The sequence below is a fragment of the Sphingomonas sp. jy18 genome (assembly GCF_056931895.1).
The window spans coordinates 733,332-748,433 of sequence record NZ_JBXPBT010000001.1 but is presented as its reverse complement, the minus strand read 5'-3'; the positions used below and the strand labels follow the sequence as shown (position 1 = coordinate 748,433).

At 66.9% G+C, this 15,102-nt stretch carries 18 protein-coding genes; 3 read left to right on the top strand and 15 right to left on the bottom strand.

Annotation, left to right across the window (positions count from 1 at the left end):
• Positions 1-75 precede the first annotated feature (75 nt).
• The 3 genes from AC0QC4_RS03670 to AC0QC4_RS03660 all read left to right on the top strand — a co-directional run bounded on the left by AC0QC4_RS03670 (position 76) and on the right by AC0QC4_RS03660 (position 1,636).
• The gene (locus AC0QC4_RS03670) at positions 76-855 is read left to right on the top strand and encodes an XRE family transcriptional regulator (protein ID WP_483658360.1); all 780 of its coding nucleotides are present in this window, start codon (positions 76-78) and stop codon (positions 853-855) included.
• A 23-nt stretch (positions 856-878) separates the two neighbouring features.
• Positions 879-1,295, top strand: a complete 417-nt coding sequence (locus AC0QC4_RS03665; RefSeq protein ID WP_483658359.1) for an OB-fold protein — start codon at positions 879-881, stop codon at positions 1,293-1,295.
• Positions 1,296-1,378: 83 nt separating this feature from the next.
• On the top strand, positions 1,379-1,636 hold the full coding sequence (locus AC0QC4_RS03660; RefSeq protein ID WP_483658358.1) for a hypothetical protein: 258 nt from the start codon (positions 1,379-1,381) through the stop codon (positions 1,634-1,636).
• A gap of 29 nt (positions 1,637-1,665) precedes the next feature.
• Here AC0QC4_RS03660 and AC0QC4_RS03655 read toward each other — a convergent pair whose 3' ends face one another.
• From AC0QC4_RS03655 to AC0QC4_RS03585, 15 genes are all read right to left on the bottom strand, one after another.
• Positions 1,666-2,712, bottom strand: coding sequence for a contractile injection system protein, VgrG/Pvc8 family (locus AC0QC4_RS03655; protein WP_483658357.1), 1,047 nt, complete (start codon positions 2,710-2,712; stop codon positions 1,666-1,668).
• Positions 2,705-3,295 carry a phage tail protein gene (locus AC0QC4_RS03650; RefSeq protein ID WP_483658356.1) on the bottom strand — a complete coding sequence of 197 codons (591 nt, stop codon included), beginning with the start codon at positions 3,293-3,295 and terminating at the stop codon, positions 2,705-2,707. The genes AC0QC4_RS03655 and AC0QC4_RS03650 overlap by 8 nt, the downstream gene beginning before the upstream one ends.
• The gene (locus AC0QC4_RS03645) at positions 3,282-5,666 is read right to left on the bottom strand and encodes a phage tail tape measure protein (protein WP_483658355.1); all 2,385 of its coding nucleotides are present in this window, start codon (positions 5,664-5,666) and stop codon (positions 3,282-3,284) included. The genes AC0QC4_RS03650 and AC0QC4_RS03645 overlap by 14 nt, the downstream gene beginning before the upstream one ends.
• Before the next feature lie 15 nt (positions 5,667-5,681).
• Entirely contained in the window at positions 5,682-5,891 is a 210-nt protein-coding gene (locus AC0QC4_RS03640) for a GpE family phage tail protein (RefSeq protein WP_483658354.1), read from the bottom strand.
• On the bottom strand, positions 5,813-6,127 hold the full coding sequence (locus tag AC0QC4_RS03635) for a phage tail assembly protein (RefSeq protein WP_483658353.1): 315 nt from the start codon (positions 6,125-6,127) through the stop codon (positions 5,813-5,815). The genes AC0QC4_RS03640 and AC0QC4_RS03635 overlap by 79 nt, the downstream gene beginning before the upstream one ends.
• A gap of 85 nt (positions 6,128-6,212) precedes the next feature.
• On the bottom strand, positions 6,213-6,722 hold the full coding sequence (locus AC0QC4_RS03630) for a phage major tail tube protein (RefSeq protein ID WP_483658352.1): 510 nt from the start codon (positions 6,720-6,722) through the stop codon (positions 6,213-6,215).
• A gap of 100 nt (positions 6,723-6,822) precedes the next feature.
• Positions 6,823-7,971: a phage tail sheath subtilisin-like domain-containing protein gene (locus AC0QC4_RS03625; protein WP_483658351.1), complete on the bottom strand. Its 1,149-nt coding sequence runs from the start codon at positions 7,969-7,971 to the stop codon at positions 6,823-6,825.
• Positions 7,972-7,990: 19 nt separating this feature from the next.
• Positions 7,991-8,335, bottom strand: a complete 345-nt coding sequence (locus AC0QC4_RS03620; protein WP_483658350.1) for a GPW/gp25 family protein — start codon at positions 8,333-8,335, stop codon at positions 7,991-7,993.
• Positions 8,336-8,438: 103 nt separating this feature from the next.
• Complete coding sequence (locus AC0QC4_RS03615; protein WP_483658349.1) at positions 8,439-8,972, bottom strand: phage baseplate assembly protein V; 534 nt, start codon at positions 8,970-8,972, stop codon at positions 8,439-8,441.
• A gap of 1 nt (position 8,973) precedes the next feature.
• Positions 8,974-9,297 (bottom strand): hypothetical protein, encoded by a 324-nt coding sequence (locus AC0QC4_RS03610; RefSeq protein WP_483658348.1) that lies wholly within the window; start codon positions 9,295-9,297, stop codon positions 8,974-8,976.
• A gap of 11 nt (positions 9,298-9,308) precedes the next feature.
• A complete protein-coding gene (locus tag AC0QC4_RS03605; RefSeq protein ID WP_483658347.1) occupies positions 9,309-11,969 on the bottom strand; it encodes an RNA-binding protein in 2,661 nt (886 codons plus the stop codon).
• Between the two features lie 4 nt (positions 11,970-11,973).
• A complete protein-coding gene (locus AC0QC4_RS03600; protein WP_483658346.1) occupies positions 11,974-12,405 on the bottom strand; it encodes a hypothetical protein in 432 nt (143 codons plus the stop codon).
• A 2-nt stretch (positions 12,406-12,407) separates the two neighbouring features.
• Positions 12,408-13,481 carry a gp53-like domain-containing protein gene (locus AC0QC4_RS03595; protein WP_483658345.1) on the bottom strand — a complete coding sequence of 358 codons (1,074 nt, stop codon included), beginning with the start codon at positions 13,479-13,481 and terminating at the stop codon, positions 12,408-12,410.
• On the bottom strand, positions 13,481-14,122 hold the full coding sequence (locus tag AC0QC4_RS03590) for a phage tail protein I (protein WP_483658344.1): 642 nt from the start codon (positions 14,120-14,122) through the stop codon (positions 13,481-13,483). The genes AC0QC4_RS03595 and AC0QC4_RS03590 overlap by 1 nt, the downstream gene beginning before the upstream one ends.
• Positions 14,119-15,033 (bottom strand): baseplate assembly protein, encoded by a 915-nt coding sequence (locus tag AC0QC4_RS03585; protein ID WP_483658343.1) that lies wholly within the window; start codon positions 15,031-15,033, stop codon positions 14,119-14,121. The genes AC0QC4_RS03590 and AC0QC4_RS03585 overlap by 4 nt, the downstream gene beginning before the upstream one ends.
• Between the last annotated feature and the right edge of the window lie 69 nt (positions 15,034-15,102).

The window sequence follows — 15,102 nt, the reverse complement described above, 5'->3', positions numbered from 1 at the left end:
CGAATATTCGCAAACGAATATCAACGCAAGCGCAATCGAATATAGGATAGCGAATTTTTTCGTTATCCCGTGATCATGGCCGACGAGCTCAATCTGACAGCCCAGCGTCTGCGCGAGCGGATGGATGAGGTCGGCATTGACCAGTTGGGGCTGGCTCATGCTGTTGGCGTCGAACAAAGCACGATCAGCAACATATTGACCGGTCGGACACGCAATTCGCGTCACCTGCCGCGCATTGCCAACAATCTTGCCGTTAACCTCGACTGGTTGTTGGGCCTCACAGTTCACAAGATCGAGATGCTCGATCTTAATGACGAGCCGATCAACGAAGCCGAATACAGAGAGCGGTTGAAGGCGGCGGAAGCCAAGGTCTCATCTGACGCACGCGGTTATCGCTTCGCTGCCCGGTCGGGAGAGAGCAAGGCCCTTGCTGCCGAGCAGCTCGACATGGTTGCCGTTCAGGAGATCGATCTCGCCTACGGCATGGGCGGCCAATATCTTGATGTGCAGACGGTGCAGGAGTCGACAGTTTGGTTCCCGGGCGCCTTCCTGCGGCAATACACAAAGAGCGCACCCGAGCACCTTCGCTTCTGTCGCGGCGACGGGGACTCGATGGTGCCGACGATCGGCCATCACGACATCGTCCTCTTCGACATGAGCCAGAACCATCTAAATCGGCAGAATGCGATCTGGGTGGTGGCAGTGGCCGATATCGGAATGATCAAGCGGGTCAGGGCAGAGCCAGATGGTTCCTACGTCCTGATGAGCGACAACAAGCTTGTCGATCCACAGGTGGTGGTCGATGGGGAAATGCACGTGATCGGGCGCGTGGTGGCTGTGATCAGGGGGATGTAACCCCCCTTTCAGGGAGAAGACCGATGCGTACTGCAGTGATTGTATTTGGCCTGGTGGCTCTCGCCGGCTGCGGTGCCCCGCCGAGCGACGGCGGCGACGCTGCGGGCGATGCCCCCGCAGCGGCTGTGGAGCCGCTCAAGGTGACGTCGCAGGAGCTGGGCCGGGCCTATGAGGACAACGAGGTTGCCGCCCAGCAGACATATGGTGACAAGCCGCTCGAAGTCAGCGGGACCATCCGTTCGATCGAGCTCGACTTCATGGATAACCCGGTGTTGTCGCTCCGCGGAGCGAATGAATTTTCCAATGTGATGGCCAATCTCGGAGAAGAGGGCAAGGCGGTGGCCAGTCGCTTGAGCCGGGGTCAGGACGTGACCGTCACTTGCGCCAAGGTCAGCGAAGTGATCGGATCGCCGATCCTCGACGATTGCACGGTGCAATGAACACTCTCTACGCCTGAACTGAATGCCTGCGCTTCGGCGTGGCGTCACGCCCGCCGAAGACATTGCACTGAAGGTGTGATCCTATGGCGAACATTTATGAACCGTTCGACGATTGGCTTAGATTGCCCACGTGGTCGACGCCGCATCCTAGTGACCAAAGTCGATTCGACGCGGCGTTGGAAATAGCGGTCAATGCACCGGCATTTTCAGTCTTGGGGCTTCAGCACTATATTGAAACCTCCGGCAAAGCCGCACCCGATATTTGGGGCAAAGACACCCGGGCAGGAATGCAGTTATATATTGAGCGCGCGACAGACTATCTGGCCCGTCGCAACGCGTAAGTCGGTGCGTCAATCGAGACCGGTACGCGCTAGCTCGCGCCCAGATCGAGCTTGATATCAGTCCGGAATCCCCGCGCGCCCATGCTGTGGTTGACCTCGGCCACCTGCCAGCGTGCCGCATCGATCTCGCTCTTGAAGCCGGTCAGGCCGATCGGCTGTTCCACGCCGATCGCGGCGTTGCCAAAGGCGAGGCTGATGCTGACCTCGGCTGCCTGCCGCGCATCGCGTCGAGCCGCTGCCTCGGCCGCAGCGCGCGCCTCCGCCTCGCTGGCATAGGTGCGGCGGAGTCGACGGGGATTGTCGCCAGTGCCGGCGCGCACGGTCTGGCGGCGTGCGCCTGCGCGATCGCTCCACCGGGCCTCGGCCCCGCCGTGCTCCTCGCGCTTGCGGCGCGACCAGGCGTAGCGCTCGCACATGGCGCGGGTGAGGGTTAGCGCGGCGAGCGGGCGGCCGCTGACGCTGGCTGCCGTGCCGATCGGCATGAACAGCAGGTTGCCGTCCTTGACGGTGGCCACCGCGTCGTAGCGTCGCCCCAGATCCCGGATGAACTGGATGTCCGAGCGCGCGCTCTGCTGGGTGGATGGCACCTGCAGGCCGGCCAGATCGGCATGCACGCGCGGGGTGAGGCCATGCTCGCCGGCCACCGCCGCGACGATCTGGCCCAGCGTGCGGCCGTTCCAGCTGCGATCGCGGCGGGTGCGCAGGCCTGCCGTCAGGTCGGCCGCGCGCGCGGTGATCTTGAGCGCGTCGGGCGGCCCCTCCCAGCTGATCTCATCCACCCGGAAGCTGCCCTTGTCGACCAGGCCGGGCGTGACGCCCGTGCCGCGGGCCCAGCCCAGCGCGACCGTGATGACTGCCTCTGGCGGCGGTAGGGCCAGCGCGCGATCGACGTCGTGCAGGGTGATCTCGAGCTGGTCCGCCTCCTCGCCGCGGCGCTCGCTCAAGGTGAGCTCGATCAGGCGCGGCCGCATGATCTCGGTCAGATCCTCGCCGGCAAGGGAGACGCGCCACGCCGGTACCGGCTGCACATAGTCGGCGCGGCCGGCGGGCGGCACGACCAGAACATTGTCAGCCATCGGCGCGCTCGAGATCGATGCTGAACTCGATGCGTCGCGGCGCTCCGCCGGGCAGGAAGTTGGACTGCCGCTCTTCGACCATGCGGATGAAATATTGCCCGAGGATGCGGCCGTCGGGCAGCACGAGCGGCCAAGCTTCTCCGGTCGCGCCCATCTCGCGCAGGGAATCGATCGAGGCGTAATCGCCGACGAGCTCGGGCAGCAGCAGGCCGGGCAGGGTGATGGTGTCGGCGCCGGGCCCGAGGAACTGCCATGCCGGTGCGGCGCCGAGTCGCTCGGCCGCGCCATGGCGATATTCGGTGCGGCGCTGCAACTCCTGATAGGCCAGCGTCTCGATGCCGAAGACGAACAGGCCCAGCGCCAGCATGGTCAGCCTGGTGCCGGGGACAGTGGGGGATGCCTCGCTGGCATCGATCTCCCGCAACCGTGCCGACACGGTCGGGGCGGAGGCGACTGCCGGGAAGTCGGGCAGTCCGAGCAGGCGGCGCGTGGTCTGCACGCTCGATGGCACCGGCACGCCGGCGACGAACGCAAGGTTGCCGAGATCTCCGATCGGGCTTCCTGCCCGGTTAGCCGTCGCCATAGCTGCCGCCTCCTTCGCCGGGCTTGGGTCCGCGGCGCATTATCTCCGCGATCCTTCTGGCCAGCTGCTCGCTGTCTTCCCCGGGCAGCTGGTAGACGTTGATGGTCACCGGGCCGGGTGCCGCAGCCGCAGGCGCTGCAGCGGCCGCTGCGCCGGCCACAGCCGCGCCGGCGGCGAAGGGTGAGGTTGCCACCGCCATGCCACTGGCGACGCCGGTGGCGAGCCGCTGGACGCTGCGCAGGGGCTGCCGTGCGCCGTCATCAAGGCCGATGGCCAGCCCTTCGGTCAGGAATCCGCCAAGCGTCATGAAGAGGCGTGACGGACTGGCGATGCCAAGCATCGCCTTCAGACGGTCGATTGCGCCCTGCGCGATGTTCTTCAAAGCATTCCATACGCGACTGCCAGCATTCGATATTCCATTGACTATGCCGTCAATTATCTGGCCGCCGATGGTCATGAATTGACCGACAAGTCCGCCGATGAAGTTCAGTGCACCAAAGAAGGCGTTTTTGATCGTCTCCCAGTGAGTGATGACAAAGTTCGCTGCCCAGCCAAGCGGTCCCATATACTGCAGGATTTTGGTGAAGTTGGCTTTGATCCAATCCCATGCAGCGGAGAGCCGAGCCACCCCTGCCGAAAAGGCGGCCTTGATCGTGTCCCAGTGACGATAGATCAGATAGCCGGCGCCAGCGATCGCGACGACGATCAGGGTGATGGCGAGGATGACCGGGTTGGCCATCATCATCAGCCCGGCCTGCATGACGCCCCGGGCGAGAAATAGCGAAGCCGTACGCATGATGCTGAAAGCGCGCATGAACAGCGGCGCGCCGCGGATAGCGCCGTTGACGACGGTCCCGAGGACTCGCGAGAAGATGCCAAGCTCGCGCGCCTTGCCGAAGACGCGGAAAACCGTGCCGACAGGGCCAAGGATCGCACCGAACGCCATCTGCGCCGCACCGAGGCCGATGCGCATTGCCACCAGCGCGCCGACGGTCTTCATGATCGCGCCGGCGGTTTCCGGGTTGGCCTGCGCCCATCGTGCCACCCACTGAAGCCCGGCGTTGAGCGAGTTCGCAACCTCGGTCAGTGTCGGCAGCAGCGTCGTGCCGAGCGTGATCCCAAGCGTGGAGACCGATCCCATGAACGCCTGCCAGCTGACATTGGCGTCGCGCAGGACGCGCTGGTCGAAGGCGCGGTTGACCGTGCCCTCGCCCGCCATCGCGGCGTCGCGCACCCGGCGATATTCGTCGAGGTTCTGGATGAGGGTGCGGATCCCGGCCTGCGCCTGCATGTCCTCGAAGGCAAAGCCCAGCTTGGAGAGGTCCCCACCGGTGGCCTGCCGGGTGATCATCGCGATCGCCTCGAACGTGTCATAGCCCTCGGCGCGCAGGCGGGCCATGGCCGCAGGCAGGTTGACGCCGAAGTTCTTCTCGAAGGCGCGGATGGTGCCGGGCGCGTTGATCTTGGTCAGCAGGTTCTGGACGTTGTTGGCCGCTTCGTCGCTGGTGCCGGTGGTCTGGCGGGCGATCTGCAGGGCGGCGGACAGCCTGCCGACGGCCGACAGCCCGCTCTCGCCCAGCGCGTTGAGCTGGCCGGTGAGCGACGGGAAGGAGCGCGCCATGTCGCGGACCTCGAACGCGCCCAGCTTGCCGCTGGTGGCCATGATGTCGAGCGCGCGGGCCGTCTCGGACAGCGGCACCTTCAGGTTGTTGATGTTGGCATAGGCCGCAGATGCACCATCGGCGAGATCGACGCGGTAGGCGGTGCCGAGGCGCGCGATCGCCGGCGCGATCTGGACGGCCTTGTTCGCCTCGAGTCCCATGCCGGCCAGCGTGTCGACGGTTGCCGCGATATTCTGTGGCAGCTGGCGGGTGTCGGCCGCGATCTGCAGCATGGTGCGGCCGAGGCGATTGGTGGCCGCGTCGGCAAGGTCCGCCTTCTGCTGGATGTCGACCAGCGCTGTCGAATAGTCCGCCCCTGCCCGAGCCGCGAGAAACAGCGGCGCGGCAAGCGACGCGCCGGCGACCAGGTTGTCCCGGCCACGACCCTGCAGATCCTGTCCGCGCTGCTGGATGGCGTCAGCCCGGGCATCGATGGCCATCAGCCGCTTCTGCTGCTCGATCAGCCTGTTGGTGCGGGCGAGCTGTGCCGCAAGGCTGCGCTCGCGATCGATCAGCTGGGTGACGTTGCCCGAGCTGCTGGCGATCGCGGCCGAGGCCTCGCGCATGTCACGCTTGAGCTGGCGGGCATCACCCTGCAGGGCGCGCAGCGCGGAGGAGCCGGTGCGGCCGAGGCCAGCGATGCTGCGCAGCGCCCCGGACAGCTGGTCGAGCGCGGCGAACTGGACGGTAAGGGTGAGTTTGTTGTCCATCGCCTTCGCTTTCGATCAGCCCGTCTTGCCCTTGTGCATCCTGTTCCAGCGCTCGGTGGCCCGCCTGTGCCATGCGATCAGCTCGTCCAGATCGAGCGCCCTCATCTGCTCGAGCGGCCAGTGGAAGATCGCGGCGATGTCCGCGATCAGCTCGTCGACGTCAGTCGCTCGAGCATCGCGCGCTGGTCCGCGGTCATAAAAAAACCGGCGACGATCCCGGCGCACTCTGCGAGGTCCGCGGGGGAGAGGCTGTTCGCATCGGCCTCGGTCATGATCGGGTCGCTGATGCGCGGCAGCAGGGTCAGGATCGATCCCACGTCGGAGCGGACCAGGTCCTGCAGCGCCAGCCCGCGCAGCTCGCCGGCGCTGGGCTTGCGCAGGGTCACCTTGCGGATGGTCTCGTCGCCACGCTGGAAGCCGTCTTCCAGTGTGGCCTCGTGCAGTTTCTTGGCGTCGGTCATTGCGCGGCTCCATTATTGTGATGCTGCAGGGCCTGGTCTCCCCCTCGGCGCCGCCCCGCAAATGACGCGCCGAGGGGAAGCTGGGTCAGACTCCGATCGCGGCGCGCTGGGCGGCGAGGCGATCGATGCCGTTGACGATGAACACCATGTTGAGGACGTCGATCTCGATCTCGGTGCGCCCGTTGATGATCAGCTTGTAGTAGCTGATCGTCGTCTTGATGCTGTGCTCGGTGTCGTCGCCCGGCTTGGCGCTGCCCATGTCGATCTCTTCGTGGCGGCCGCGCGTCACGATCTCGACCGGAATCACCTGCCCGGTGTCGTCGGCCTGATAGGCCCCGGCAAAGCGCAGCATCACGGCATCGTGCGCGGTGGCGCCGAACTGGCGGATGGCGTGGACGATGATGCCGCCGGCCTTCCACTCCAGCTCCATCGCCTCGCCGCCCATGTCGGCCTTGATCGGCTGATCCATGCCGCCGGCGCGATATTCCTCCATCGAGCGGGTCAGCTTGGGCAGCGTCACTTCCGGCACGAGGCCGAGGTAGGAAGCGCCATCGTTGAAGAGATTCATGTTCTTGAGCTTGGCCGGCAATCCCATGGCGGGTCTCCTTGTTTCAGTGACCTTCCCCTAAAGCGGGCTTTAGCGGTCGGAAGGCAGTTAGCCCGTGCGGTGCGACCCGACGGGCAGTCGATGATGGTCAGGCGAGCTGGTCGGCGAAGCCGGCGTAGAAGCGATCGGTGATGCGCTGGTTGAGCGTGATCTGCTCGGCGGGCGCGCAGGGCGTGTACTCATAGTCGATGGCGACCCTGCCGGCGGCGAGATCTGCGTTCTCGTTGAGCGCGGGATCGTACCAGGCGCGCCCGTCGATGATGCGCCCCTGCGCCTTCAGCGCGCGGAAGTGGGCGTTGATCGTCTCGAGCACGTCCTTGATCAGGCTGACGGTAACCGGCTTGTCGACCGCCCATGCGAGCCCGGCGGCAATCTCGTCCTGCAGGGCGTGGCTGGTCCGCACCGCACTTTCGAAGGCGAACTGCGACTCATCGGAAGTGGTGCGGTTGCCCCAGAAGCGGAAGCCGTTGGAGCGGATCAGGGTAGTGACCGGGGCGGCGTTGAGCACGCCGGCATCGGTTGTGCCGTCGGTCAGATCGAAGAAGACATCGCGCGACAGGCCTGTCACGCCATCGACCGCGATGTTGGAGATGGTCTTGTGCCAGCCCACCTGTGCATCGATCTTGGCGCGCAGGCCGAGCGCCCGGGCGATCGCGTCGCCGGCAAAATCGCCGCTGAAGTCCGGCCAGATCAGCATCAGCTCGCGCGCGGAGAAGTTCTCGCGATAGGTGACGGCCTCGGCGATGTCGTCCGCCACGGCCCGGGCATAGACCATGGCGCGCAGCTGCTTGGCGACAACCACCATCGCGGTGGTGACGGCCTGACTGTCCAGCCCGGGTGCGCCAAGGATGCGCGGGCGGACGCCGATCTGCGCCTCTGCCGCCAGCAGCGCCTGCATGCCGGTATAGTTGCCGCCTGCGGTCGAGCCGATGACATTGTCGTCGGTGGCCTCTGCATCGAGACCAGGCGCGACACGAACGACGACAACGATCGGGCTGGTCTGGTCGGCGATGCCCGACAATGCCGGGCCGAGCGTGCCGCCGGTGCCGGCCTTGCCGATCGCCGAGCGGACGTCGGTGACCAGTACGGGCTGGTTGAGCGGGAAGGCAGCATCGAGCGCCGCCGTCGCAGCGCCGGCAGGGGCGGTCGCGGTGGCGATCAGGCCGATGATGGCGAGCGAGTTTTCGAGGATCGGGCGGGTGCCGGTGAGCGGCTCGTTGACCTTGATACCGTGCATGATGAGTCCTTCCTGCGGATCAGCTGGCGAGGGGGATGGAGAGCTGGACGACGGAGCCGGCGCGGGTCGGGCGATCGACGCGGCGTCCTTCGATGTCGATGGCAACGCGCCCGTCGGCGCCGGCGCGCGACAGGCCGACGCGGGTCAGCTTGAGGCGCGGCTCCCAGCGGGCGATGGCAAGGGCCGTGGCGGCAAACAGCTGCAGGCGGGTGGCGGCGTTGAGCGGGCGGTCGATCAGCTCGAACAGCATGCTGCCATAGTCGCGGCGCATGACCCGGGTGCCCACAGGCGTCGAGAGGATGTCGCCGATCGACTGGGCGAGATGTGCGTCACCATCGAGGGGCGCGCCGGTATTGCGGTCCATGCCGAGCATGGCGGGACGGAGCCACCGGATCGCGCAATGGCCAAGGGGGTGCCCTTGTAACGGTACGCGTTACAAGGGCGGGGCGCATGCGCAATGTCGCTGATCAGGCCGGCGGGCCGCTCTGGCCGGAGCCGGGCTGCGTTGCAGAATGGCGGTGGCTCTTGAGCGACTTTCCGCCGCCGATGACGTCGACGTCCGCGGTCAGGGTGCCGGTGACCGTGACGTCGCCGTCGATCGTGACGGTGTCCGCCGTGATCGCAACCGTCGATCCAGCGGGCAGGCTCGCTGTCAGTCGGTGCGATTCCGGGTCATAGGCGATGCGTGCACCATCGCTGAATTCGATCAGCTCCTCGAGGCTGTCGCCGGCGACGGGAAAGGTGTCGGACGGGATGCCGCGCAAGGCGACGGCAAGGCCGAGCTCGCTCTCCGGACAGATCAGCAGAACCTGCTCGCCAACTGTCGGCGGGGACCAGGTGCGGGTGGCCCCCATGCGCGGCTCGATCCATGGAATGGCGGGGGTGACGATATCGCCGACCTCGACGGTACAGGCGCCTGCCGCCAGATCCACCGCTGTGACGGTGCCCAGCCTGATCAGCTCGGACGGATCGATCGGCGCCTCATCATTGACCCGGGGCACGTCAGACGAGACCGTAGGCGATCAGCGCGGCGCACAGGCCCTGATCCTCGGGCCTGCCATCCCATGTGCGGCCGTCGACCAGGGCGGCTACCAGCGAGGGCACGAAGGCGACGAGCTGGGCGGCACTCCAGCCATTGTCCAGCGCGGCTTCGCAGGCCACGCGGGCGAGGCGACGGCCCGGCGCGCCGAGCGCCTGCCCCTGATGCCGGCACATCAGCGCAGCCAGAGTGAACGGCCCTAGCTCGCCGTCACAATCGCGGAAGTCCTCGTACCAGCCCTGCTCCTTCAGTTCGGCCTGCAGGGCGGCAATCTGTGCGGTGTCCATTGCGCTGCTCCCTAGAAGGCTGCTGCCGCCGCCCAAGCCGCCTTGCTGCCATAGCGGGTGCGGTTGGCGTTGGTCTGGCGGAAGTGCCACTCGTTCACTGCGCCGGTCTCCGCCATCGCGCGCCGGGCGACGACGCCGGGCACGCCGCGATGCGTGTTGGTCGGATCGGCGTCGACGATGAAGTCGAGCCGGCCGCGCCAGTCGATCGCGGTCGCGCCCGGGTTGTAATCGACCGGGTTGGCGTTGCTGAGAGCGGCAGGCACCGCCCAGCCCGTATTGGCTTGGGCCATGGCCACGGCGCCATCGGCCGTGCGCGCGCGAAGCGCGATCGCCGTGTTGTTGAGGCTGGCATAGAGGCCGCACGCCGGCGTGTTGTTGATATAGTCGATCAGCATCTGCGCGGTCTTCTGGCCGTCGCCCATGCGCAGCACCTGCTGCCCGACCGGCACCGTGTCGACGAAGGTGATGACATGCCCGTTGAGCGTGATGGTCGCGCCGGCGATCGGCTCGATGCCGCTCACCGTCCATCCGGCGGTACCATAGTTGAGATAGACCGCCGACTTCTTGGCATCGATCTGGCCGGAGAGCTCGACTGTCATGTCGCCGAGCGTGGTGGCGCTGGGCGTGCTGGTGCCGAGGTAGAGCAGCGCGGCGCAGTCGAATCCGGACTCGACATGCACGGCCAGCTTCATCTGCGAGCCTGCCGAGTTGCTGGCGTCGATGGCGTATTGGGCAGCGCGGAGGCCGCGCCCAAGCCGCATGCGCACGTCCATCTGCCGGTTGAGCGTGAACACGCGCGGCAGGATACCGTCGGCCTGCGGATCGATGATCGTCGCCCGCCGGCGCAGCGCGCTGGTGGCGTGGGCGGACAGCGCTTCGAGATGCGCGCCCGCCTTCTGCTGCGGGTAGATGTCGAGATCGACCTTGAACACCGGCCTGATCAGCGTCACCTCGGTATCATCGGCGTCAAGGGTGAGCTCGATGGCATTGGCGACGGTGCGCATCAGGCCGAGGCTGTCGGGGCTGAACTGGCAGTCGACCAGCATCAGGCCGCGGGGCCGCTGGATGCGCTCGAGCGCGCCGAAATAGCAGCCGGTGGTGATGCCGCGCATGTTGTAGAAGTTGCTGTAGACCAGCGGATGCGCCGTCGGCAGCGCGAGGCATTTCACGTTGACCGCGTCGATCGTGCAATAGGCGGTGGATCCGGCGGCGACGTCGCCGGCCATGTCCCACGGCCCGCGGATGGTGCCGTTGGCGAGCGACAGCGCGACATTGGCGCGAACCACCGCCGGCTCCATCTCGAAGCCGTTGAGGGTGAAGGTGGTCAGCTTGAACGACAGCGGCAAGCGCGAGAGCTGGATGTCCGAGCGAGGGCGGAAGCCGCGATCGGCCAGCGATTCGATGTCGCTCCAGTGCTGGGTATCGCTCTGGGTGGCGGCCATGTAGCTGTCGCCGACCCGGTTGGAGAAGGTAACAAACGAGGCATAGACGCCGCGCATGATGCCGTTGCCGGTACCGGTCTTGTGGCGGATCGTCGCGTTCTGCTCATAGTGCCATGCGTTCTCCCATTCGACGGTGTCGCCGTTGGCCGGGAAGAAGGTGAGCACCGCGACGCGGCCAGCGCCGCTGCCATTGATCGTATACTCGTGCGGCCGCAGGCAGCGCTTGGTCCCGCCGCTGGTCAGATAGAGGAAGCCCAGCGACGAGTTGGGGATGGCGAAGCTGCGGGTCGCGCCATCGCAGGCGAAGCTGAAATAGTTGCCGGCGACGGTGCGGTTGGTGAGCGGGTGATTCTGCTCGTTGCCGTCGAAGTGCAGGTTGACGATGCTGTAGCTGGCGTTCTCGTTGCCGTGCAGCCAGACCACCGCGCTCGAGCCGGCAGGATAGGTGCCGGCGGCGATCGGCGCGCGGGTTATCTTGGCCCGGTAGCGGCATTCGCCGACGACGGACAAATGGCCGCCGATCGGCGCGATGAAGTCGACGCCGGTGTTGCCGGCATTGTTGGCGGTGACGAAGAACTCGCCGATCGGGATCCACAGGGTCTTGCCATTGTTGGCGCACCAGCTCGCTGCAGCGGTCATGCGCAGCCGGTTGTTGTCGGCCGCGGCGGTATCATTGGGAATCGCGCCCCACCAACGCACGTCGGCGAAGCGATTGTCCATGATCCGCTGCCAAGCGCCATTGACGCCGGTGGCTGCTGCCGCCGGCGCGATCCAGATCGCCTGGTTGGTATCGGCAGCGACATTGACCGACTGGTTGCCGGCGGTGAAGCGGAACAGGCCAAAGCGGTTGCCATCGGAGAGAAACGCCTCGGTGCCTGCCGCCGGCATACCGCCACCCGGCGCGGTGACCGCGGCGAGGAGTGCAGCCGAGGCGGCGAGGATGGGCAGGACAGCGCCGGGCGCATAGCCGCCAAGCCCGGCAAGCACGGCATTGGACGCGCCGGTAGCCAGCGCTGCCTGTTGCTGGGTGATCAGCCGGTCTGCAGCGACCTGTCCGGCGACATCGACCGCGGTGGCGGCCGCTTCGTTGGCGGCCTCGATCTGCGGCGCGATTGCGGCCTCGACCAGCGGGCCGATCTGGCCACGGCGGGTGTTGCCCGCTTGGACAAGGACGACGGTTTCATCGCCGGTGAGCGCGCCGGCAGCGGGCAGTGCCGTAATCTTGGACATGGGCTCAATCCTCCGGCCACAGCGGGTGGTTGGCGATCGGGAAGTCGCCGAGCGCATCGGTCGCGGTCTCGCCGGCGTCGCGCTCGATCAGCGTCGAGGCCGCGCGGATGGCATCGATCGCAGCGAAGCGCCGCACCGCTGCCGGCGCGTCAGGCGCACGCAGATCGTTCATCTGCCGCCAGAGCGGCGAGACGCGGAGGATCCGGCGCTGGGCCTCGGCGCGGATCCCGGCGATGGTGCCGGCACGCTGTTGCTCGGCCGACGGGCGCTTGAGACGGGGACGGCCCTGTCCATCGGCGACCAGCTCGGCGCCGGCTTCCATGGCCGCGACGATCTCGGCCAGCCGCGCCGGCGCGATCCGGGTGGCATTCGCCGGGATCGCATGGATGGCCGGGTCGAGCAGGCCGTAGGTGGCGGGATCGAAATACAGATGCATGATCAGCGCCCCACGGCGATATAGTGGCAGGAATAGGTGAAGCCGCGCCCGTTGGAGGCGGAAAAGCCGGTCGAGCTGACACTCGATGACACCAGGTTGACGAAATTGTCCTGCGCGCCCGGGTCACCTGTGCCGCCCGAGATGACCACCTCGTAGCATTCGGTGGGAAAGGCCGGGACGAAGGTGACCGCGACCGAGCCATTGGCGACGCATGTAAAGCGGCCGTGCCGGATGATCAGGCCACCGGTGCCGGGGATGGTGGCGCCGCCGATCTGCGATGCGACCCGCGGCAGGCTGGCGAGCAGCTCGGCGGTGATGACACCGTCGCCGATTCCCGCCTCGAAATCGGCATTGGTGGCCTTGGCGACGGTGAGCACGCGGTTGGCGGTCAGATCCCCGCCGCCGGTCACCAGCCCGCCACCGGTGATGGTGCGCGCCTGCAATGCAGCGAGGGTGCCGTTGACTGTCGCCTCGAAGGCCAACTGCGCTGCGGTGACAGCCGCCTGAAATGCAGCCTGCGCGGCTGTCAGCGCGGCGGCCAGCGCATCGAGGACCCGCTTGACCTTCTTCGGCGTCATGATGCGCTGGTCGTCGAGACCGGCGTCAGCCTCGGCATTGGTGGCGATCTCAGCCACGCCCTTGATGGTCTCGGTTGCCGGCGGATAGATGAAGCTGGCGTCGCCGAACTCGATGGCGACGTCGACCGCGCCCAAGAAGGCGATGTCGAAGGCGATCAGGAAGGACGCAATCGAGACCTTCATCACGATCGGGTCTTCCTGCGCATAGCTGGCGAAGAGCGTGCCGTCCGACAGGAACAGGCCGATGCCATAGACCGCATAGACATCGCTCGACGAATCCTGCGCGACCATGTGGATCATGTTTTCAGAGACCGACGTGCCGGCGATGGCATCGATCCGCTTGAACTCGTTGGGCAGGGCTTCGAGCGTCGGCGCCGGGGTGAAGGTGGCGGAGGCGAGGCCGAGCTCGGCGACGACGATCGCATCGGTCGCGCCGCTCTGGGCATCGACCAGCGCATCGAGGCCGGCGCTGGTAACGGTGAGCTGGATCGTCGGCATCAGATGGGCTCCAGAAAGGTGCCGGCTTCGGCAAGGATCGGCTCGCCGATCTCGGTCTGCAGGTAGGTCAGCCAGTCGGGCTCGATGTCGGTGTCGACGCCGGCGTCGAAGCGGGCGAAGACCGAGGTCTGCGCGGCGGCGGCTAGCGATGCCCCCGTTCGGGCGCGCAGGCTGAAGACGGCCTGCATGTGCGAGCGGACGGGTTTGACGGCGGCGATGTCGCGCAGCAGTGCCGCCACCAGCGCCTCATCGTAGAAGACCTCGCTCTGCGACGGCAGGGGCAGCTCGAGGCGGAAAGTGTGCGGCTGCATGCGCGGGTTGGCATCGAACCATTCGACGATCTCGATCAGCGGGTCGAAGCGATCGAGCACGGTGCGCAGCGAGGCGCGCGTGCCCTTGCGCTGCTGAAAAGGAATGGCATCGGCGATCGCCGCACGCTTTGTCGCTTCGCTCCAGTCGGCGTCCCAGAGGTCGATCGACAGGCCCCACGCCAGCCACGGCAACAGCTCCACCGGGCAGGTCAACGGATTCCACAGCTTGGCGATATCGACATCGATGTCGAAGGTCTTGGCGATGGTCTGCTCGAGCGCGCGCTCCTGCGCGGTGGCGAGCGGCGGGAGAAGCGAGGCGACGCCGGTCATTCGTCGATGCCCGCGATCGCCACGTCGATCTCCTCTGCCCAGCCTGCGGCCGTCGCATCGAAGACCAGGTCCTCGGCAGGCGCGATCAAGTTGACCCGCTGGACGCCACCAACGTGGAGCGCGGCGATGAGGGCGCTGCGCGGCACGTCGCGGCCGAGCCGGCGGTTTTCATCCAGCCATGCCTCGAGGTTGGCGATCGCGGTGGCGAGGATGAGGTTGCGGTCGGGCCCGGCGAAGATGTGCAGCCGCGCGACAACCGAGAAGGCGGTGACCGCGGCCGACTGGACGGTCACCAGATCGGTAAGGGGCCGCACGGTGTCTGCCGACAGCGCGGCCTCGACCAGGCCGATCAGCTCGGGCGATGCTGCGCCCGATGGCTGGGCCTCGGTAGGCCGCGCCAGCAACGACACGAGGACTTCGCCGGGCTCTGGCGATACGGCCGACGCATCGAGGACGTCCCCCGAGGCCGACAGCGCGTGGAAGACATAGGCGCTGGCCGGGCCGGCGACGGTGAAGCTGTCGGGGGCGAGCAGCACCCGGGCGCGCAAGGCATCGTCAGATTCCATGACGGCGGCAGCGCCAGTGGCCGGGTTGGCGGGAACCAGCACGAGCCGCTCGACAGCGTAGAGGCCGGCGAGATTGTCGAGATCCGCGCCGGTCGCGTAGGCGATGAGCGTGCCGCGCGCGCGCAGGTTGAAGTCGGCGCGCAGCACCAGCTCGCGATAGGCCGAGAGCTCGAGGATCTTCTGTACCGGGTCCGATTCCAGCGCCGCCGAATAGGCCGGGAAGCGCGCGAGCAGGTCGGCCTGCAGATCCGCGAGAATAGCCTCGAAGCCGCGCTGGCCGATGATCTGCGGCGCGGGCAGGCGGGACAGGTCGATTGCCGTCGAGGAGGCGATGCTGGCGGGCATAGACGCGGTTGTCGGCGGGTGCTCCGCGCGCGCAACGGTCTGCCCTTGTAACGCGTACCGTTACAAGGG